Origin of the sequence: Silvibacterium bohemicum, from assembly GCF_001006305.1 — a bacterium.
Lineage (GTDB): Bacteria > Acidobacteriota > Terriglobia > Terriglobales > Acidobacteriaceae > Silvibacterium > Silvibacterium bohemicum.
On sequence record NZ_LBHJ01000012.1, the window covers coordinates 256,803 to 275,216 of the forward strand.

Annotated in this window: 18 protein-coding genes and 1 pseudogene; 4 read left to right on the forward strand and 15 right to left on the reverse strand. The window is 60.3% G+C overall.

Features of this window, described 5'->3' with window-relative positions:
* Window positions 1–23 precede the first annotated feature (23 nt).
* The 4 genes from XX99_RS17495 to XX99_RS17510 all read right to left on the reverse strand — a co-directional run bounded on the left by XX99_RS17495 (window position 24) and on the right by XX99_RS17510 (window position 4,308).
* Window positions 24–662 carry a dihydrofolate reductase family protein gene (locus tag XX99_RS17495; protein ID WP_311732238.1) on the reverse strand — a complete coding sequence of 213 codons (639 nt, stop codon included), beginning with the start codon at window positions 660–662 and terminating at the stop codon, window positions 24–26.
* Window positions 663–978: 316 nt separating this feature from the next.
* Entirely contained in the window at window positions 979–1,944 is a 966-nt protein-coding gene (locus XX99_RS17500; RefSeq protein WP_050060687.1) for a 2-hydroxyacid dehydrogenase, read from the reverse strand.
* Between the two features lie 218 nt (window positions 1,945–2,162).
* A complete protein-coding gene (locus tag XX99_RS17505; protein ID WP_221302495.1) occupies window positions 2,163–2,972 on the reverse strand; it encodes a hypothetical protein in 810 nt (269 codons plus the stop codon).
* Between the two features lie 142 nt (window positions 2,973–3,114).
* The gene (locus tag XX99_RS17510) at window positions 3,115–4,308 is read right to left on the reverse strand and encodes a pyridoxal phosphate-dependent aminotransferase (RefSeq protein ID WP_050060688.1); all 1,194 of its coding nucleotides are present in this window, start codon (window positions 4,306–4,308) and stop codon (window positions 3,115–3,117) included.
* Between the two features lie 94 nt (window positions 4,309–4,402).
* Here XX99_RS17510 and XX99_RS17515 point away from each other — a divergent pair, with 94 nt between their 5' ends.
* Window positions 4,403–4,588 carry a hypothetical protein gene (locus XX99_RS17515; protein WP_050060689.1) on the forward strand — a complete coding sequence of 62 codons (186 nt, stop codon included), beginning with the start codon at window positions 4,403–4,405 and terminating at the stop codon, window positions 4,586–4,588.
* Here the strand turns inward: XX99_RS17515 and XX99_RS17520 are convergent.
* The 8 genes and pseudogenes from XX99_RS17520 to hisI all read right to left on the reverse strand — a co-directional run.
* Window positions 4,581–5,255, reverse strand: coding sequence for a 1-(5-phosphoribosyl)-5-[(5-phosphoribosylamino)methylideneamino]imidazole-4-carboxamide isomerase (locus XX99_RS17520; RefSeq protein WP_050060690.1), 675 nt, complete (start codon window positions 5,253–5,255; stop codon window positions 4,581–4,583). The two genes, XX99_RS17515 and XX99_RS17520, sit on opposite strands and share 8 nt — an antisense overlap.
* On the reverse strand, window positions 5,249–6,010 hold the full coding sequence (gene hisF, locus XX99_RS17525; protein ID WP_050060691.1) for an imidazole glycerol phosphate synthase subunit HisF: 762 nt from the start codon (window positions 6,008–6,010) through the stop codon (window positions 5,249–5,251). Before hisF ends, XX99_RS17520 begins: the two co-directional genes overlap by 7 nt.
* A complete protein-coding gene (gene hisH / locus XX99_RS17530; RefSeq protein ID WP_050060692.1) occupies window positions 6,004–6,600 on the reverse strand; it encodes an imidazole glycerol phosphate synthase subunit HisH in 597 nt (198 codons plus the stop codon). Before hisH ends, hisF begins: the two co-directional genes overlap by 7 nt.
* Entirely contained in the window at window positions 6,597–7,217 is a 621-nt protein-coding gene (gene hisB / locus XX99_RS17535) for an imidazoleglycerol-phosphate dehydratase HisB (RefSeq protein ID WP_050060693.1), read from the reverse strand. Before hisB ends, hisH begins: the two co-directional genes overlap by 4 nt.
* Entirely contained in the window at window positions 7,217–8,317 is a 1,101-nt protein-coding gene (hisC, locus tag XX99_RS17540) for a histidinol-phosphate transaminase (RefSeq protein ID WP_050060694.1), read from the reverse strand. Before hisC ends, hisB begins: the two co-directional genes overlap by 1 nt.
* On the reverse strand, window positions 8,310–9,578 hold the full coding sequence (gene hisD / locus XX99_RS17545; protein ID WP_050060695.1) for a histidinol dehydrogenase: 1,269 nt from the start codon (window positions 9,576–9,578) through the stop codon (window positions 8,310–8,312). The genes hisC and hisD overlap by 8 nt, the downstream gene beginning before the upstream one ends.
* Window positions 9,579–9,876: 298 nt before the next feature.
* Complete coding sequence (hisG, locus tag XX99_RS17550; RefSeq protein ID WP_050060696.1) at window positions 9,877–10,752, reverse strand: ATP phosphoribosyltransferase; 876 nt, start codon at window positions 10,750–10,752, stop codon at window positions 9,877–9,879.
* Window positions 10,752–11,123 (reverse strand): annotated as a pseudogene (hisI, locus tag XX99_RS17555) (phosphoribosyl-AMP cyclohydrolase); the annotation flags it as partial. The gene hisG and the pseudogene hisI, both read right to left, overlap by 1 nt.
* A gap of 338 nt (window positions 11,124–11,461) precedes the next feature.
* Here hisI and XX99_RS17560 point away from each other — a divergent pair.
* The gene (locus XX99_RS17560) at window positions 11,462–12,214 is read left to right on the forward strand and encodes a DUF3800 domain-containing protein (RefSeq protein ID WP_050060698.1); all 753 of its coding nucleotides are present in this window, start codon (window positions 11,462–11,464) and stop codon (window positions 12,212–12,214) included.
* A gap of 34 nt (window positions 12,215–12,248) precedes the next feature.
* Here the strand turns inward: XX99_RS17560 and XX99_RS17565 are convergent, their stop codons facing one another.
* The 3 genes from XX99_RS17565 to nadD form a co-directional block, all read right to left on the reverse strand.
* The gene (locus XX99_RS17565) at window positions 12,249–13,889 is read right to left on the reverse strand and encodes an ATP-binding protein (protein ID WP_082125673.1); all 1,641 of its coding nucleotides are present in this window, start codon (window positions 13,887–13,889) and stop codon (window positions 12,249–12,251) included.
* Window positions 13,890–14,082: 193 nt separating this feature from the next.
* Window positions 14,083–14,601 carry a ribosome silencing factor gene (rsfS, locus tag XX99_RS17570; RefSeq protein ID WP_050060700.1) on the reverse strand — a complete coding sequence of 173 codons (519 nt, stop codon included), beginning with the start codon at window positions 14,599–14,601 and terminating at the stop codon, window positions 14,083–14,085.
* An 82-nt stretch (window positions 14,602–14,683) separates the two neighbouring features.
* The gene (nadD, locus tag XX99_RS17575; RefSeq protein WP_050060701.1) at window positions 14,684–15,394 is read right to left on the reverse strand and encodes a nicotinate (nicotinamide) nucleotide adenylyltransferase; all 711 of its coding nucleotides are present in this window, start codon (window positions 15,392–15,394) and stop codon (window positions 14,684–14,686) included.
* Between the two features lie 93 nt (window positions 15,395–15,487).
* Here nadD and folK point away from each other — a divergent pair, with 93 nt between their 5' ends.
* Both folK and XX99_RS17585 read left to right on the forward strand, forming a co-directional pair.
* Entirely contained in the window at window positions 15,488–16,045 is a 558-nt protein-coding gene (gene folK, locus XX99_RS17580) for a 2-amino-4-hydroxy-6-hydroxymethyldihydropteridine diphosphokinase (RefSeq protein WP_375782549.1), read from the forward strand.
* The gene (locus tag XX99_RS17585) at window positions 16,042–18,357 is read left to right on the forward strand and encodes a TonB-dependent receptor (protein ID WP_050060702.1); all 2,316 of its coding nucleotides are present in this window, start codon (window positions 16,042–16,044) and stop codon (window positions 18,355–18,357) included. Before folK ends, XX99_RS17585 begins: the two co-directional genes overlap by 4 nt.
* Window positions 18,358–18,414 lie beyond the last annotated feature (57 nt).

Sequence of the window (18,414 nt, forward strand, 5' to 3'; positions counted from 1 at the left end):
GGCCCGGGTAACAAATCCAAGAGCTATCTTTTCAGCTCATACCGCATCGCCACTGCCCCGGAGGTGAACTCCACCCGGTCCACGAGCCTCAGGTCGATATGCTTCGATAGCCCCGCGAACAACGTCGGCCCGTGTCCGGCTAGCCTGGGGTGCACGACCAACTCGTACAAATCGATCAATCCCAGCTCCGCCAACGCCTGCGCGAGCTTCACGCCTCCCACGAACAGTTCCTTACCTGGCTCCTGCTTGAGCTGGTGAACGGCCTTCTCCAGATCTCCGCGCACGAGCTCCGCGTTCCAATCGACCCGGTCCAGGGTGCTCGATACGACGTACTTCTTTGCCGCGTGGATCGTCCGGGCGAAGGGAAGCCCCCACTCGACCATCCAGTCGGGCCTCACTCCCGTCTGTGCCGCCGGCCGCCACGCCGCCTCCATCATTTCGTAAGTCACCCGGCCAAAGAGGAGGGCATCGGCCCGGTTGATGTTCTCGACTGCGTTACGATGCAAGTCTTCGTCCGCGATCATTGCCCGATGATCGCAGCACCCGTCCAATGTGACGTTGATGGAATACCGAAGGGGTCGCATGGCGGAAGAGTAATGCCGGTGGCGTAAGTTTGGCAACGTTAGACCGCTTCCTGACCAGGAGCCGTTCACGCAATGCATGACGATGACAATTTATGTAAACAATCACTGAACTCGGGAGATTAGAGCTGGTCTGGTAGATGATTTATGACTGCCAGCAGAGGTTATACTCCGGGGCTGAAGCCGTGCCGTGATACGAAACCGTTCTTGATGCGAGTCATCTAGAAGACGGCTTGGCTCTGTTCACATACTTCTTTTTGAATTCAAAATGTAGGCTGTAACCGCAAAGATTGGTGATTGCACAGGCAAACTGCAGGTCCCTCGACTTCGCTACGCTCCGCTCGGGATGACAATTTTTTGTGAGTGAGCCTGAAGATGTCAAAAGATACGAGCAACTTTAATAGTTGCCGGTGACTACGTTCTGCAGGGGTTCGCCGCGCTGGTAGCGTCCTGCCTGTTCCGCGGCGAAGGTTATGGCGCGCTCCATCGAGCGCGGGGTAGAGCCGGCGATGTGCGGCGTGAGGAGCAGATTGGGAGCCGACCAGAGCGGATGATCCTGAGGCAATGGCTCGGGGTCGGTCACATCGAACGCGGCGCGGATACGCCCACTCTGCAGAGCTTCGACAAGCGCATCGGTCTGCACCACCGGCCCGCGCGCGGCATTGACGAGAAGTGCGCCTTGTTTCATCAGCGCCAGCTCCCTGGCGCCGATCATGCCCGTCGTCTCTTCGGTGAGCGGGACGATCAGCACTACTACATCCACCTGCGGCAGTAGTTCAGGAAGACGCTCGATGGCTTCCACACCGTCGCGCGCACTGCGTGCGACGCGAACGATGTCAACGCCGAATGCGAGCAGGCGCTCCTCGATCGACTTGCCGATCGACCCGTAGCCCACGATCATCACACGCTTGCCGTAGAGCTCTTCCTGCAAGACCTTGAACGTGGTGAGCTGTTCGTTGCGATGGAGCTGGCGATAGGTCGTGTCGGCTTCTCTCAGCCGCTGCCACTCTCCCGTGTGTTGAAGGTCGCGATAGAAGGGGAAAAACTTCAGCGAGCTCAGGATTGCGGTGATCGTCCATTCCGCAGTCGGAATGTTGTGCATCCCTTGGCCGTCGCAGAGGACGAGGCCCTCGGGAACCAGCTTCTTCAACCAGTCCACGCCGGCGGTCATGGCCTGCACGACGCGCAAGCCGTGAAGATGCGGGAGGGCCTGCTGGAATCCCTTTACCGATGGATACGCGACCAGGAACTCCACCTCGAGGTCGCGCGTGAGGTTCGATTCCATGCGTTGGATCGAGACGCCCGATGGAAATTTCGCAAAAAGGTGTTCATCGATCCACGACGGCACTCCGACCTTCAGCATCCTGCCTTGCTCCTTCAATCTGCTTTTCATGATCTTAATTGCAAAAGAAAACCGCTTCCTCGTGTGAGGAAGCGGAAGGTCCGGGGCTAAAGCCCGCTGAATTCTATCGGCCTATTCGTGAGGCTGAAGCCTCACGCTCCCTCCGAAGAACAGATTTTTGGGTTTCATCAATTGGCCGCTTTCTTCAGTTGGGGAAGCGGTTTCGAACAGAAACGAAGCTAGTCTTTCTGGTGGAAGAATTTGTTATTGATGTCGGGCCAGAATTCTTTGAAGACGAAGGTTGCGCCATCCAGCGCCACGCTGGTTCCCCAGCGTTGTCCCACCTTCGTCCAGTCACGATAGACACCCGGGTAATAGAGGCTGGAGATGCCTGCGGCCGCGCCTGCGCCGATGGCTTCGGAGAAGTTGAACATCTCCTTCCCATCGTCCTGCCGCGTGATTGCGACACGCGAGAAGGAGTAGACGACGCGCTTGAAAAAGCCGCCGCTGCCCAGCGTGTAATAACGGGGATCCTGATGAAACGCGGTCGGCAAGATGAATTCGACCATGTAGTTCTCGTCTGTCTGGTCGGCAAAGGTATGCCAGTAGTAGCGCGCGTATCCGGCTGCGCCCTGATGAAACGCGGGGTAGGAATCTTCAGCCTGGGCTTCGCCGGCCAGCAGTCCGACAAAGATGAAGGAGGAGTAATCGAAGCTGTCTTCCGTTGCCCCGATAAACTTCTCTTTCACGGACATGGGTTTCAGTTTGGCGTTGACCGACACGGAACGAAAGTTCGGCACGATGCCCAGGATCCGCTTAGTCTGCTTGCCCTCGAGGCTGGTGTCGGTAGTGGTTTGCGCGGTGGGAGCGGGGGCCTGTTGCTGGGCGGAGTCCGGCGCATCGGGAAGATGATTAGCGCCGATTGCATCTGCCGTGAGCGCAGCGGTCTGCACGGTCGCGGAAGTGTCCTGCGCCTGCGCGATGCCTAAAGCTAGAGGCAGGCAAACGATCGCTGCGGCCATCCGGGAAGAAAGAAAATAGAAATTCATGTGATTAAAGATTCTCTTCGACTGATTTTCGCTGCACGTATATGGCTAGGAGAACACAAGATTGGACGCAGGAGACCTAATTTAGACGCGAATCTTTCTCTCCCTGGCCCGGTGCGTGAAGAAAACGTCAGAAAAATGTAAATCAGCGGCCGCCTTTCGGCTGCGACTTCAAATAGGCTTTCACCGCACTCAATCCGGTCACAATCGCTTCCTTGGGCATCGCGTATCCAAAACGCACATGACCCTCGCCCTGCGCGCCGAAGACCACGCCGGGAATGGTTGCCACATGCGCTTTATCCAGCAGCATCGACGCAACCTTCCGGCTGTCCTTGTTTAGATTTGTAACTTCAGGAAAGGCATAAAACGCGCCTGCCGGTATTTCACATTTCAGCCCGGCGTCATTCAGTCCTTCCACGAGGATGTCCCGCCGCATGCGGTACTCGTCGCGCCGCGCATCGATGGCGCTTTGCGGGATGGACAGTGCTTCAAGCGCGGCCCATTGCGTCAATGTCGACACGCCGTTTACCGAATACAAGACAAGCTTACGCAGGCCGGACATGAAAGGTTCCCTGGCGACGGCATAGCCGATGCGCCAGCCCGTCATGCCGTAGGTCTTCGAAAAAGTGTAGGTCGAGATGGTGCGCTCGGCCATTCCGGGAAGCGAGGCGATGGAGACGTGGTCGCCGTCATAGACCAGGTCTTCGTAGGCTTCGTCGGCGATGACGACGAGATCGCGCTTCTTCGCGAAGGCCGCGACCTCTTCGGCCTCGGATCGCGTGAAGACGGTGCCGGACGGGTTTTGCGGTGTGTTGTAGTAGATGGCCTTGGTGTGCGGAGTGGAAAACTCTTCCAGGGTTTTGGTGAGGCCGTTGCGTCGCGCCGGCCCCGTAGGGACCAGAAGCGCGCGAGCCTCTGCGCCGGTGATCATGTCGCGGATCGGCGTCCAGTAGGGAGAAAACAACAGCACGTCGTCACCGGGGTTGAGCAGGGCCTGGAAGGCGACGAAGAGCGCATGAGCGCCGCCGGCAGTGACGATGACGTCGTCCGTCTTGGCGTCGATGTGATTTTTCATCTGCAGCTTTTTGGCGATCGCCTCGCGCAGCGGCTCGATTCCGGAGGATGGCGCGTAGCGAGTTTTGTTTTCGACGAGCGCCTTCATCATTGCGTATTTCACCGTCTCCGGCGTATCGAAGAATGGCTCCCCGCCGTGAAAGGCGTGGACGGTCTGCCCGCTGGCGCGCAGTTCCAGAACCTTATTCCGTATCTGCACAATGTCGGAGAAGCCGACTTCATCCAGGCGCTTCGCAAGCTGTATCGAACTCTTTTTTGTCGTCATGGTCGCATCTCGATTTCGTGAATGCGTCCGCTTGGCCCAGGCGGACCCACCAGCTTAGCTCATCTGCACCAATACGATGCTATTCTGCGAAGAAATGCGCCGCTCGACCATCTGGTTTTTGATCGCATGCCTGTGGCTGATCGATGTTTTAATCACCGCTGCACGCGGACACGCCCACCAGGCATGGCTGCCTGGGCTGATCACGGGCGTGTTTTTCGTCATTGGATTCGCTCAGCGCGCTCGCGAGGCGAAGCCGGCTACTTTCCGCAAGCTCAAGTAGCCAACAGGCCGGTGTAGACGGCCATTCCGGCAACTGCATCGACTCCCATGGCATCGAGCGCATCGATCTCCGCCTGTTCGCGGATGCCGCCCGCAACAATCAACTGCCGCTGCGTGAGGGCGCGCAAGACTTTAGCGCGTTCGAGGGGGAATCCCTGCATGGTGCCCTCGGTATCGACGTGAGTGTAAAGAAAGCCGCTGCAGAAGGGCTCGAGATCGCGAATGGCCTGTTCGGGAGTGAGCTCGACCTGCTCTTTCCAGCCCTTTACGGCGATGCGGCCGCCTTTGGTATCGATGCTGGCGATGAACTGCTCGCTTCCGATGGCGTCTGTGAAGGCAGACGCGGCCGCTGTGTTTACGCCATCAGAATCGAAGAGAACAGAGCCGACAATGACGCGCCGCGCTCCCGCGCTGAGCAGGGCCTGCGCGCGCGCTGCGTCGCGAATGCCGCCGCCCACCTGGCAGGGAAGGCGGCGTGCGATCCTCTCGATGAGCGCGGCGTTATTGCCCTGTCGCATGGCCGCATCGAGATCGATGAGCTGAACCATGGGATACGACGAGAAACGCTCGATCCAGTATTCGAAATCGTCGAAGGCCAGCTTCAGCTTTTCGCCGCGCACCAGCTGCACGATGCGTCCCCCCATCAGGTCAATCGAAGGAATCAGCATGGCAGCCTCATCGCTACCCCGGCGCGCGCAATCTCTTCTTTGAGCACGCGCGCGTCGGCGATGCCGAAGTGAAAGATGCTTGCAGCCAGCGCCGCATCGGCTTTGCCGCGCAGAAACACATCGGAGAAGTGTGCCGCGTTGCCCGCGCCGCCCGAGGCGATGACGGGGATGCACACAGCTTCGCTGACCTGCGCGGTGAGTTCGCAATCGAAGCCGGCGCGTGTGCCGTCCGCATCCATGGAGGTGAGTAGAATCTCTCCCGCGCCGCGCTGCTCGGCCTCGCGCGCCCATTCGACGACGGCGCGGCCGGTAGCCTTGCGTCCGCCTTCAATGAAGACCTCGGCGCCTTCGCCGCTGCGCCTGCCATCGATGGCGACAATCACTGCCTGTGCGCCGAAGCGCGAGCCGATCTCGTCGATCAGCTCCGGCCTGCGCAGGGCGGCGGAGTTCACGCTCACCTTGTCCGCGCCCGCATCGAAGACCGCTGTCGCATCGTCGAGGGTGCGAATGCCGCCGCCGACGGTGAAGGGCACAAATAGCCTTCGGGCGGTGCGCTTCACGGTGTCGATGAGGGTGCCGCGCTCTTCGTGCGTGGCGGTGATGTCGAGCAGAACGATTTCATCTGCGCCGGAGAGAGCGTGCCGCGCAGCCAGCTCCGCAGGGTCACCCGCGTCGACGAGATCGATGAATTGCACGCCTTTAACGACGCGGCCGTCCTTCACGTCCAGGCAGGCGATGATGCGCTTGGTTAGCATGGCAGCTCCACAAAATTGCGCAGGATGCGCAGGCCGGTGACGCCGGACTTCTCGGGATGGAACTGCACGCCCATCACGTTTCCCTTTTCGGCGGCTGCCGTGAACGGGCCGCCGTATTCTGTAACTGCTACGGTGCCATTTGTCACAGGGGCGCGGTATGAGTGGGTGAAATAGAGAAAGCTTCCATCCGGAACGGCCGCCAGCAGGCGCGAATCGCCGCGCACGCTGAGAGAATTCCAGCCGACATGGGGAATCTTCCGGCCTTCGGCGAATCGCTCGCATACCGCATCGAAGGTTCCCAATCCGGGCATGCCAGGAGCCTCGGTGCTGCCGGAGAAGAGCCACTGCAGACCCACGCAGACGCCGAGAAACGGCACGCCCGCAGCGATTCTTTCGACGATTGCTGCTTTGATTCCGCGCGTCTCCAGAAATTCCGTCGCGGCGAAATGGCCAACCCCAGGCAGCACGATTTTTTCGGCGTGGCGCACCACTTCCGGATCTTCGGTCACGGTGACGTGGGCGCTCACCGCGCGCAGCGCCTTCACCACGGAGGTCAGGTTGCCGGCCTTGTAGTCTATGACCGTAATCACAGCAATCCTTTCGTCGAAGGCAGCATCTGGCCGAGTTGCTTGTCGCGCGAGCAGGCCACGCGGAGGGCGCGCGCGAAGGCTTTGAAGAGCGCCTCAACCTTGTGATGGTTCGAGCGCCCGTACATGGTCTTCAAGTGCACGTTGGCTCTCGCGCCGCGCGCGAAGCCCTCGAAGAAATCGTCGACCAGCTCGGATTGCAGATCGCCGACTAATCGCGTTTTTACTTTTGTCGTTACCACGGAGGCCACGCGTCCGCTGAGATCGATGGCGGCGAGGCCAAGTGTCTCGTCCATGGTCATCAGGAAGTATCCGGCGCGCAGGATGCCGCGCTTATCGCCGAGCGCCTGATCGACGGCCTCGCCGAGTGCGATGCCCACATCTTCGACGGTGTGGTGCTGATCGACATCGAGGTCGCCTTTGCAGGTCAGCTCGAGATCGAAGGCGCCATGCCGCGTGAAGAGCTCGAGCATGTGATCGAAGAAGCGGATGCCGGTCGAGACCTTGTATCGGCCTGAGCCTTCTATGGTGAGCTTGAGATGAATCTCCGTCTCCGCTGTCTTGCGGTCAATCACGCCTACGCGTTTTTTTCCTGTTTTCGTCGCCGTCTTCGTTGCCATCAAGCCTCGTCTCCTGTCCAACCAATCTCCCGCAGCGCTGCTTCCATTGCCTTCATGCCCGCGGCTGTGTGTTCGCGCGTGCCGATGGTGATGCGCACACATCCGTCGCAGCCCGGATCGCTCGATCTATCTCGCACCAGCACGCCTCGCGCTCGCATCGCGGCAGAGAAAGCGGCATGCTTAGCCCCGATCTTTGTCAAAACGAAATTCGCTTCGGAGGGCCAATACTTTACGCCAAGCCGTGCGAGCGCGGCGGTGAATTCCTCGCGCGCAGCTCGCACTTCGCCCACATACCAATCCAGATAGGCGCGATCTTCGAGGGCCGCCGGCAGGCAGGCGAGAGCGAGCGAGTTCACGCTGTAGGGCGAGATCACGCGGCGCAGCCACTTCATCGCCGTTTCGTCGGCAGCGAGTAGGCCGAGACGTAGCCCGGCGAGGCCATAGACCTTTGAAAATGTGCGCGCCACGATTACATTTGGTACGCGCCCGACGAGATCCATTACCGTCTCGCCGTAAAAGTGGAAATAAGCCTCGTCGATTAGGATCATAGCGTGTGGCGCGGCTGCGACGATCTTCAATATCTCGTCGCGTCGAACCGCCTGGCCGGTGGGGCTGTTGGGATTGGCGATGGCAATGATCTTCGTGGCCGGAGTGATGCTGGCCAATAACGCGTTGAGCGGAAAGCGGAAATCCTCTTCCGCGCGGACCTCGATGAGCTTCGCTTCGGTGCCTGAGGCATAGACGGCGTACATGGAATAAGTGGGGACGGGGAGCAGCATCTCGTCGCCTGCGCCGAGGTAGGTCTGGCAGAGGACGTGAATGGCCTCGTCGACTCCATTGGTGAGCAGCGCCTGCGTGGGTTTGAGTTCCAGATGCTGCGCGGCGATGGCCTCTACGTGCTCGCGCTCCGGATACATGGTGAGCTGCGCACGCGAGACCTGTCCGAGAGCCTCGAGAACCTTCGGCGAGCAGGCGAAAGTATTCTCGTTGAAGTCGAGGCGCACGCCGCTGCGATCGCCCAGAGGCGGGTGATACTCCTTCATGCGCTGAATCAGTTCGCGAGGCTGAGGGGCCAGCCTGTTCGTTGTGAGCTCAGGCATTGTTTCTCCTTAATGTGGAGCGCACACGAATTGCTTCGGCATGGCCGAGCAATCCTTCGGCTTCGGCCAGCGCGATGGCTGCGGGGCCGAGACGCTGCAATCCTTCGACTGAGTATTCCTGCACGGTGACAATTTTCAAAAAGTCCATCACGCTCAGGCCGCCGCGCACGCGCGCCAGTCCGCTGGTGGGCAGGGTGTGATTGGGGCCGGAGACATAATCGCCCAGGGGCTGCGCCGAGTAGCGTCCAACGAAGACCGAGCCTGCATTCGTTATCCATGCGAGATCTTCCGCGGAGTCGACGGTCAGGTGCTCCGGGGCCAGCGCATTGGTGATGGTTTGTGCTTCTTCGGTTGATTGGGCGACGATGGCGACTCCGTTGGGGGCGATGGCTTCGCGAGCAATCTTGTTGGATCGCACGCGCTGCTTTACTTCGGCGATGACCGCTCGCGCGAGTTCAGTTTGCGTCGTTACCAGGATGGCCAACGCGTCGGGATCGTGCTCAGCCTGCGCGACCAGGTCGGCGGCAATCTCCGCTGCTTCGCCGCTCTCGCTGGTGACGACGATTTCGGTTGGTCCGGCCAGCATATCGATGGCGCAGTCGAAGGCTACGAGCTTCTTGGCCGCGGTGACGAAGGCGTTGCCGGGGCCGACGATCTTGTCGACTCGCGCAACCGTTTCCGTACCGTAGGCCAAGGCCGCGATGGCCTGCGCGCCGCCCAGCCGATACATCTCGGTGACGCCGAGCATGGCGGCTGCCGCGAGGGTTTCGGGCGCGGGCCTGGGCGAGACCACGACGATGCGATCCACGCCAGCTACCTGCGCGGGGATCACGGTCATCAGCAGCGTGGATGGCAGCGGATAGCGTCCGCTGGGCACGTAACAGCCGACGGCGCCGAGGGGGCGAATGCGCTGTCCGGTTTTCACTCCGGGAGCGGGCGCAAAGTCCCACTCCTTCGGGCGCTGCCGCTGGGCAAAGCTGCGGATGTTTTTCTCCGCGGTTGCCAGGGCCTTTTTTAGTTCGGAGGAAGCGGCCTGCCAGGCTGCCTGAATCTCGGCTTCGGATATTCGTAACGGTGTCTGTTGCGAATATCCGTCAAGCTGGGCAGCGTAGCGGCGGAGAGCGCGGTCTCCGCCTTTGCGCACGCTGTCGACGATGCGCTTCGCTGTGGGCAGCGCTCGTTCGTAGGTGGTGCTGCGGCGGGCGATGAGCTCGTCGATGCGCTGCCTGGCGAGTTTTGTTTTGGTGGAGAGCAATTTCATTGTTCGAGTCTTTCCCTCCGGGACTAAAGCCCCTTTTTCGCGGGAGTCTAACGGACGGGCTGAAGCCCGTCCCCTTCAAAATCGCTTCTTTGTGGACCGGCTAAAGCCTGCACTGAGCGTCGTGAAAAACTGCAGGTCCCTCCACTTCGCTACGCTCCGGTCGGGATGACAAAGTTGTTGTGTCGCGGGATGTCAGCAGCACCACATCCTCTCTCTAGCCCCACGTCCCTCTCCTGCGCACATCGTTGTGCAGCAGCAAATCCCCACAGCCACATCCCTCTGCAGCACCGCGCTTCCTCTACAGCACCACCTTGTTGAGCGGATATTCGACGATCCCTGTGGCTTTGGCTGCTTTGAGCCTGGGGATTACCTCGCGGACTACTCCTTCTTCGAGGATGGTGTTGAGCGCTACCCAGTTGCGGTCGCTCAGCTCGGAGACGGTGGGGGAGTTCAGTGCGGGCAGCACGCTCAGCACTGCGGGCAGGTTCACCTTCTCTACATTCAGGATCAGGCCGACCTGTCCCTGCGCGGAGATTGCGGCATTCAGCATCAGCGCCAGGCTGTCGATCTTGTGTTTCTTCCATGTATCCGCGTAGGCGGAGCGGTTGGCGATGAGGCGGGTTTCGCTTTCCATCACCGTATCGATGATGCGCAGGCGATTGGCGCGCAGCGAACTGCCGGTTTCGGTGACTTCGACGATGGCGTCGGCGAGAGTGGGCGGCTTCACTTCGGTTGCGCCCCAGCTGAACTCGACCTTGACGTCGACATTCTTGGCGGCGAAGTAGCGCTTCGAAACCTCGACCAGCTCGGTGGCGATCACCTTGCCGGCCAGGTCTTCGGCCTTCTGATACGGCGAGTCTTCGGGCACGGCGAGCACCCAGCGCACCTTCTGCCGGCTCTGCTTGGAGTAGACGAGGCTGGTTACGCTCTCAACGTCGAGGCCGCTTTCAACGACCCAATCGATGCCGGTCAGGCCGGCGTCGAGGACGCCTTTCTCGACGTAGCGCGACATCTCCTGCGCGCGGATGAGCATGCACTCGATCTCGGCGTCGTCGATGGTCGGGAAGTAGGACCGGCCGTTCGCGTAAATCCGCCAGCCGGCGCGTTCGAAGAGAGCGATGGTCGCGTCTTGCAGGCTGCCTTTGGGAATCCCCAGCCGTAGCTTGTTGGCCATTACCGTGCCTCCTGAGAGGCGGAGGTCGCCGCGACGGGCAGAGAGATGGACCGGGTGAAGCAACTTACCGTGCCTTCGTGGCAGACCAGTCCATCGCCTTCCACCTCCACGCGGAAGAGCAGCGTGTCGTTGTCGCAATCGGTGGAGGCGTCTACGACGCGCAGGCGATTGCCACTGGTCTCGCCTTTCATCCAGAGCTTCTGGCGGGTGCGGCTCCAGAAGGTCACGAAGCCGGTCTCCAGAGTCTTCCGGTAGCTGACGTCATTGAGAAAGCCCACCATCAGCACCTGCCCGGATCGGGCGTCCTGCACGATGCCCGGGACCAGCCCATCCATCTTCGCGAAATCGATCGTTGTATCCGTCATATCCTCATCTTCCTGTTCGGTTGTGGCCTGAACGCAAAAAGCCCGCCGGGGCTTTGCGCGCCGGCGGGCTTTTTCAGGATTCTGTGATTCTGGCTGCTAACTCAAGCCGAACAGATCCGCCGACACGCTCGTCACGTGATGATGATGGTGCTGACGATGATGAAGGTGAATCTGCATCTGTAAGAAACCTATCGCTTCGGTTGGATGCTGTCAACCGAAAGCCATGCCCGGCAAACTTTAAATTGGCAATTATCTCCTGATGAGAAGTAAGAGTTTTGAGAATATGTGTTCATGGCTAAGGGTTCTCAAACTCTTCGCAATCACTAAATGAGGAGCATTTAATTATGGCTCTTGATCTTCATTGCTACTTTGACGAAGGGAACCAAGCCGACAGCACACAGTACAGCCACGTGACTCTTACGGCAGCCTGTGGCACTCCGAAACAATGGCAGAAATTTGAGCGAGATTGGACTGCGCTTTTTCCCAAATACCACATGGCATTTTTCCACGCCACCGAGCACAAGAACCAAACCGATCTTATGGAGGACTTCGCTTCGGTAGCTCACGAACATTCCCGGCGCGGAGGAAATCGCGATTCTTTCCGCCATGGCCTTTACATATTCAGTGCCACGATACCCTTAGACGACTACAACAAAGCACGCAACGATAATCCGCAAGTGCCCGTAGACGCCTACGACATACTTATACGGGAAGTGTTTTTCAGATGTGTCGAATGGGGGAGTAAGGTAATAGGCGCTCGTGAATACCATTTGATCTTCGATGACTTAGAGCCTTATCGCGGGTATGTGTGTGACTGGAAGCGAAATCCTAAAGCGCTTAAAGAATACCCTATGCTCAACGATTGCTCGATTACCAAGGGCAATATGCGAAAGACTCCCGGTCTACAGCTGGCTGATCTTTTCGCATTTAGTCACAGTAATCGAAGTGCCCAAAATGGAAACATATGGCACCAGATGGTGATGGGAGTCGATCAACACGTCTACGACTTTAGTTACGAGGATTTGCTAATTCCTGTCGAGGCGGCAATCGAAAAGCGCGACTACTGGAAACTCCCGAAGCGAGCAGCGACAAAGTGACGGTGCCTGCCCTTGTTCTGTGGAGGTAATTGCTTTAAATTTTGCCCAGGATCGGGCGGCCGGGAGACGTCTTCAGCAGCTGCGAAATGGTTTTTGCGAGCTGATGGAGGCTGAAGGGCTTCTGCAGGCACACGGCGTATTCCGTTGCGGGACCGTGGATCAGGGTCTGCTCCTGGCCGGACATCAGCACTACTTTGGCGGCGGGATGGCGCAGCCTCACCTGCTCGACCAGGATGTCTCCGGTTACATCGGGAAGGATGATGTCCGAAATAATCAGGTCCAGGCGACGGGCGAGAGAGCGGGCCCACTGCATGGCAGCTTCCGCGCTGCCGCAGGAGATGACTTCGTAGCCGCGGCCGGTGAGGAAGTCCTGGATGAGCTTGCGCAGCTCGTCGGCGTCTTCTACGAGGAGAACGAGGCCGCTTTCGGCCTCGGACCAGGCGCCGTCCTGCGCGGGGATAAAGATGTCGAAGCGGGCGCCTTCGCCGGGAGAGCTGGTGAGGCGAACGCCGCCACCGCTTTGGCGTATCACGCCGTAGACGGAGGCCAGGCCCAGGCCGCTGTTCTTGGCGCGCGATTTCGTCGAGAAGTAGGGCTCGAAGGCGTGCAGACGCGTCTCCGGGGACATGCCGATGCCGGTATCGCGAATAACGAGATGAACGTAGCGCCCATGAGGCAGGCCGAGCTCGGCGTCATCGGCGGCCAGCAGCGCGCGCCGGGTCGAGACTACAAAGGCTCCGCCGTTGGGCATGGCATCGCGTGCGTTCATGGCCAGATTCAGGAGCACTTCGCGCCATTGCAGCGTGTCGGCGAAGACCGGCCAGAGATCGTTGTCGAAATCCATCTCCAGATCGATGTCTTTGCCGAGCACGGCAGTCAGGATGTCCGATTGTTCGCTCAGGACAGCATTGAGCTGGATCTGTTCGCGCCGCGACTGCTGCTGGTAGCCGAGCAGCAATCTCTGCTGGGCCATGTCCTGGGCATTGCGGACGGTCTTCGCGATCAGCTCCGCCTGCTGTTCGGGATTGCCTTCGCCCTCCTGCATCTGTTCGGCGACGGCCAGGATGACGGTAAGAAGATTATTGAAATCGTGTGCGGCGGTGCCGGCGACCGGCGGGATGCCATCGGTCATCTGCGGGACATCCGACCGCGAAGACGACATTGGAGGCGTCGATCTGCGGGGCGTCTCCTGTCCATCGCGAACCATGGAGAATCGCGCGGGCCTTCCGTTCCAGGGCACCGGGAAGGATGTAATTTCTACCGGGATTCGTGTGCCGTCAGCGAGGTAATGCTCGGCTGTGTAGTCGCGGGGCGGGCCGTCCAATCCCTGAGCCAGCAGCTCGCGCAGGTCGTCCTGATATTCGGCCGGAATCAGCTCCTCCACGCCTCGTTCTCGAAAAACCTGGAGGCTGTGGCCATACTTTCTAATCGCGGAATCATTGACTTCCACGATTTTGCAGCTTTCGCAATCCAGGACGAACATCGGCCACGGGGAGGACTCGAGCACCCGCTTGCACATTTCAGCGGGCCAAAGTGCAGAATCTGCGCGTTCCCTTAAGAGTTCTCCGACTCGTCGCTCCGACGCGGGGGCCTTGTTCATAACGGTTCGATCTCCAGACAGAAAAATACTGCAATTCGTCAGTAATAAAGTCTTCAGCCCTATCTCTTCGGCCATTTGAGGCCTGGAGTTCAGCGCTGACTCTTTCACGCAGCCTGTAAGCGGATGCCAACGCAAGCCATCCAAGCTTTCCCCGGTCAAGGCTGGGCTTCGACTTCTACCGAATACGTACTTTTTGGTCCCTCAACTGGGACAGCGTGGTCACTTTCGAACTGGAGAATGTTGCAATGGGACTTCCAACATCCAACCGCTATGGCTTTTGTGCCCGCTTTGCTGGAGCCTTCTTGGCGGCTCTCTTCGCGGGCGACTTGGCCGCTTTCTTAACTGCTTTCTTGGCTGCAGGCAGGGGGGCCTTTTTAGCAGCGGACTTTTTCCGGACGGCGAGGGTCTTCTTGGTGAGAGCAGCCTTCAACTCGTCCAGGTCGACATTGCGCGCCGATTTCCTAAGCCGTTCTATATCGTAGTAGGCGCGCCGTTCGGCGAGAAAGACGTGCACCACAAAATCGACGTAATCGAGCAGCACCCACTCGCCCTGGCGGCGTCCTTCGACGGAGTTGGGATAGGTGCCGAAATCCCGCTTCAGCCGCACTTCCACTTCATCGGCGATGGCCTGAGTCTGGCGCTCATTGGTCCCGCTGGTGATGAGAAAGAAATCGGTGAAGCCTGAGTCCGCCGGATCCAGCTCTAAAACCAGCGTGTTTTCAGCCTTCTTGTCTTCACAGGCGGCTGCTGCCGCCAATACCATGCTGCGGATTTCTTTCGACGCCATTTCGATTGGTTTCTTCTCCGGAAGAACGTTCTATGTTAGCGTGAGCAGGCATTGTAGCGCCAATAATTCATAAGATTATGCTCTAACTCTTTCTATTCCCTGGGAAAACCGAGCTGCCGGCTTCTTTCGAGGGATAAAGGCCGTGACGCTGGATATAGGCGGCTACCGCGGGGTCAATGGAGGTAGGGCGGCCCATGCGCAGCTCGGAGCGGATCTCGGTCGCCGAGATGTCCTCGGCCAGATCGGGCAGCAGGCATAGCCGGGATTCTTTTCCATTCTGCCCGCGCAGGCCGATGACCAGGCGTCCGGGGGCGCTGCCCGTCTCCGCCGCCAGGGAGACGCTCTCCGGCAAGGCCGCTGCCACCTTCTGCAGGTTGAAGCCGGGACGCGATCCCACCACAAAATTGCAGAGCAGGAGCAGCTCCCCGGCGCGGTCCCACTTTCCGATGGTCAGGAAGGAATCGGCGCCCATCAGGCAATACAGAGTGTCGTCTGGACTTAGGGTCTGGCGCAGCTCGTTCACGGTGTCGATGGTGTAATTCGGACGACCGTCTTTGCGCGGCGCGTCGACCAGCGACACTTCCATGCGTGGCTCGCCGGCAATGGCCAGCTGCACCATCGCCACCCGATCATCAAAGGGCGTGGCTGCGCCCTGATCCCGCTTCAAGGGCTGCGTGCCCACCGGCGCGATCAGCACGCGGTCGAGCTCCAATTGCTCGATGGCCAGCCGCGCCAGGGCGATGTGCCCACGGTGGGGAGGGTCGAAGCTTCCGCCAAAGAAACCGACTTTCATCCTATTTCCATCCTAGGGCATCGCTTGGGCTTTGAGGCCCGAGCAACTCTCCGCGATGGCGACGTCCCGGCTATTCTGAAAGCGATGCAGTGCGTGGCCTACATCGGGATTGGATCGAACCAGCCGCTCGGCGACCGGCAGCCGGAGCAGCTGGTTGCGGCGGCTGTTCGCGAGCTGGAGGGGATTGGCCGCGTCCGCGCTGTGTCGTCGCTTTACGCCACCCAGCCGGTGGGTTTTGCCGATCAGCCATCCTTTATCAATGCGGCGGTTGAGCTTGAGACTGTGACCGGCCCGGAAAAGCTGCTCGGGGCGCTCATCGAGATCGAACGCCGGTATGGGCGGAATCGCTCCCTGAGCGTTCCCAAGGGTCCGCGCTCGCTCGATCTCGACCTGCTTTTCATGGCCTGCGACGGCCTGCCGATTACTCTCGACTCGCCTACGCTGACACTTCCGCATCCGGAGGCGCCGCGCCGCCGCTTCGTGCTCGCGCCTCTGGCCGAGATCGCACCGGGACTTCGGCATCCCGTCTCGCAGAAGTCCATCGCCGAGCTGCTGGCCGAGTTGCCCGATGAGGGCTCGAACGCCATCGGCGCGGTCCGTTGTTTTGGAAACACCGTAAATATCGCAAGCATTACGGGAAAGGGAAGATGAACCGCATCGCTCGCTGGATACTGCTCTTTTGCTTCTGCGCGGCACTCCTGCTGCCTGCTGGCCTGCCTGCCCAATCGAGGCCAATCTCACCTGGGGAGATCCGGGCCGGCCAAATCCGGGCTGGCCAAGTTCGGGGCCGGGTCACCGATGCAGCGGGCAAGCCCGTTGCCGGGGCGGAAATCCTGGATAGCTCAGGGAAGATCCTCACCACCACCGACGGCGATGGGAACTTCGCGGTCTCTCGAAGCATTCCCAGCATCCAGATTTCGGATGCGCATTTTGCACCTGTCACGGTGACAATTTCGGCGGCGCAAAGCGCGGCTGGGAAGCAAAATACATCTGACGCGCCGCTCGAGGTGGTCCTGGAACGGCCGCTCGAGACGGTCACGGTGTCGGCCTATCGCTCGCCGTTGCCTTCGATGGACAGCCCGGCCAGCACGCGCGTGCTGACATCACAGCAGCTCGAAGAGTCGACCACTCCGGCGCTCGACGGCAAGCTGCGGCAGGTTCCGGGCTTCGAGCTGTTCCGGCGATCAAGCTCGCTGGTAGCCAATCCCACGACCGAAGGCGTCTCGCTGCGCGGGCTGGGATCGACGGCGGCCAGCCGGTCGCTGGTGGTCTTCGACGACGTGCCGATGAACGATCCCTACGGCGGCTGGATTCACTGGGAAGAGCTGCCGGCGATGGCCATCAAATCGGTCGAGGTGGTGCGCGGCGGTGCGTCGGACCTGTATGGATCGAGCGCGATCGGCGGGGTCATCAGCATCGTGCCGGTGCGGCCGCAGGCTGCGCGCACCTTTCAGCTCGATACCGATTACGGCTCGCTCGAAACATCCAACAATGCCGCGCTGGCGTCGATCCGGGCGGGGAGATGGTCGGCGATGGGAACCGCGGGGCTGATCGCGACTGATGGTTATACTCTCGTCGCGCCCAACCTGCGCGGGCCGGTCGACCAGCCTTCGAATGTCCACGCGCAAAATGGGCTGGTCGAGATCGATCGCCAGCTTGGGTCGCTCTCCGCCGATAACCAGAGCCGTGTTTTTCTGCGCGGCGATGTGCTCAACGAGGCGCGCCACAACGGCACGCTGCTCACCACGAATGGCACGCGCCTGTGGCGCTATGTTGCGGGCGCTGACATTCCCGACCTGGCGATTCGCTTCTACGGGGACAACGAGCATTACCGGCAGAACTTTTCGAGCATCGCCACGGGCCGGGCGTCGGAGACGCTGACGCGCTATGCCGAAGATCCGGCGGCGGAGCTGGGAGCCGCGCTGCACTGGCACCATTCGCTGAATCCGCATCTTCTCGCTCTCGCCGGGGCCGACACGCACGATGTCCGCGCCTCGGATGACGAGACGCTCTTCACCAGCCACGGATTGCTTACGACGACCGCGCGCCAGCGGCAGACCGGCGTTTATGGAGAAGCGCTTTACACGCCGCGCCAGTGGACCTTAAGCGGCTCGGCTCGCGTGGATCACTTTTCCAATTTCGATGCGCTGCAATATACGAGCCCGACGGCGCATAAGGTGCTGCCGGCGTTCAGCGAGACGGTCTTCGATCCACGGCTGGGCGTTACGCGTCGCATCACTTCCAATGTTGCGCTGAGCGCCTCGACGTTTCGAGCTTATCGCGCGCCGACAGAGAACGAGCTTTATCGCACCGGCCAGGTTGGTCAGCAGCTGACGCAACCCAACAGCAATCTACGCTCGGAGCGCGCGACTGGTTGGGAGACGGGCCTGGAGACCGATCTGCGCCGCCTGGCCTCGACGGTGCGCGTGAGCTACTTCTGGACGCAGGTGAACCGGCCCATCACCGCGCTCACTTTGAGCACGACTCCGACGCTGACCACGCTGAAGCGCGAAAACTTGGGCCAGATCGAGAGCCGCGGCGTGTCTCTCGACTATGCTACGCAGCCGGCGCGGTGGATCTCGCTCGAAGGCGGCTACCAATATGCAATCGCCACGGTTACGAAATTCGTGCAGGAGCCGCAGCTGGTGGGCAACCGGATTCCACAGGTAGCTCGCAACATGGCTACAGCGCAGCTGCGGCTGTCGCATCCCAAGCTGGGGCTGCTGAGCCTGCAGGAGCGGGCGAGCGGACACCAGTTCGACGACGATGCGAATCAGTATCTGCTGCACAGCTACTTTCGCTTCGACGCCTATGCTTCGCGCAGCGTGGGGCGGCACATGGAGATGTATGTCTCTGGGGAGAACTTGTTCGATCGCAGCATCGAGGTGGGCAAGACTCCGATTACCACGCTGGGAACTCCACGTACGGCGCGGGTGGGATTGCGATTGAATTGGGGCGAGTAGGGACTGGCCGTCCAGCGATTGAGCCTTCGGCGGGACTAGCCGTCCAGCGATTGCGTC

Bases quoted from the DNA above. Each gene is read 5' to 3' on its own strand.
- XX99_RS17560 (WP_050060698.1), top strand. From the start codon at position 11,462: ATGGCTCTTGATCTTCATTGCTACTTTGACGAAGGGAACCAAGCCGAC.
- XX99_RS17520 (WP_050060690.1), bottom strand. From the start codon at position 5,255: ATGCTGATTCCTTCGATTGACCTGATGGGGGGACGCATCGTGCAGCTG.
- XX99_RS17565 (WP_082125673.1), bottom strand. From the start codon at position 13,889: ATGGCCGAAGAGATAGGGCTGAAGACTTTATTACTGACGAATTGCAGT.
- XX99_RS17500 (WP_050060687.1), bottom strand. From the start codon at position 1,944: ATGCTGAAGGTCGGAGTGCCGTCGTGGATCGATGAACACCTTTTTGCG.
- hisG (WP_050060696.1), bottom strand. From the start codon at position 10,752: ATGGCCAACAAGCTACGGCTGGGGATTCCCAAAGGCAGCCTGCAAGAC.
- hisC (WP_050060694.1), bottom strand. From the start codon at position 8,317: ATGCCTGAGCTCACAACGAACAGGCTGGCCCCTCAGCCTCGCGAACTG.
- XX99_RS17585 (WP_050060702.1), top strand. From the start codon at position 16,042: ATGAACCGCATCGCTCGCTGGATACTGCTCTTTTGCTTCTGCGCGGCA.
- hisB (WP_050060693.1), bottom strand. From the start codon at position 7,217: ATGGCAACGAAGACGGCGACGAAAACAGGAAAAAAACGCGTAGGCGTG.
- rsfS (WP_050060700.1), bottom strand. From the start codon at position 14,601: ATGGCGTCGAAAGAAATCCGCAGCATGGTATTGGCGGCAGCAGCCGCC.
- XX99_RS17515 (WP_050060689.1), top strand. From the start codon at position 4,403: ATGCGCCGCTCGACCATCTGGTTTTTGATCGCATGCCTGTGGCTGATC.
- nadD (WP_050060701.1), bottom strand. From the start codon at position 15,394: ATGAAAGTCGGTTTCTTTGGCGGAAGCTTCGACCCTCCCCACCGTGGG.
- XX99_RS17495 (WP_311732238.1), bottom strand. From the start codon at position 662: ATGCATTGCGTGAACGGCTCCTGGTCAGGAAGCGGTCTAACGTTGCCA.
- XX99_RS17510 (WP_050060688.1), bottom strand. From the start codon at position 4,308: ATGACGACAAAAAAGAGTTCGATACAGCTTGCGAAGCGCCTGGATGAA.
- XX99_RS17505 (WP_221302495.1), bottom strand. From the start codon at position 2,972: ATGAATTTCTATTTTCTTTCTTCCCGGATGGCCGCAGCGATCGTTTGC.
- hisF (WP_050060691.1), bottom strand. From the start codon at position 6,010: ATGCTAACCAAGCGCATCATCGCCTGCCTGGACGTGAAGGACGGCCGC.
- hisD (WP_050060695.1), bottom strand. From the start codon at position 9,578: ATGAAATTGCTCTCCACCAAAACAAAACTCGCCAGGCAGCGCATCGAC.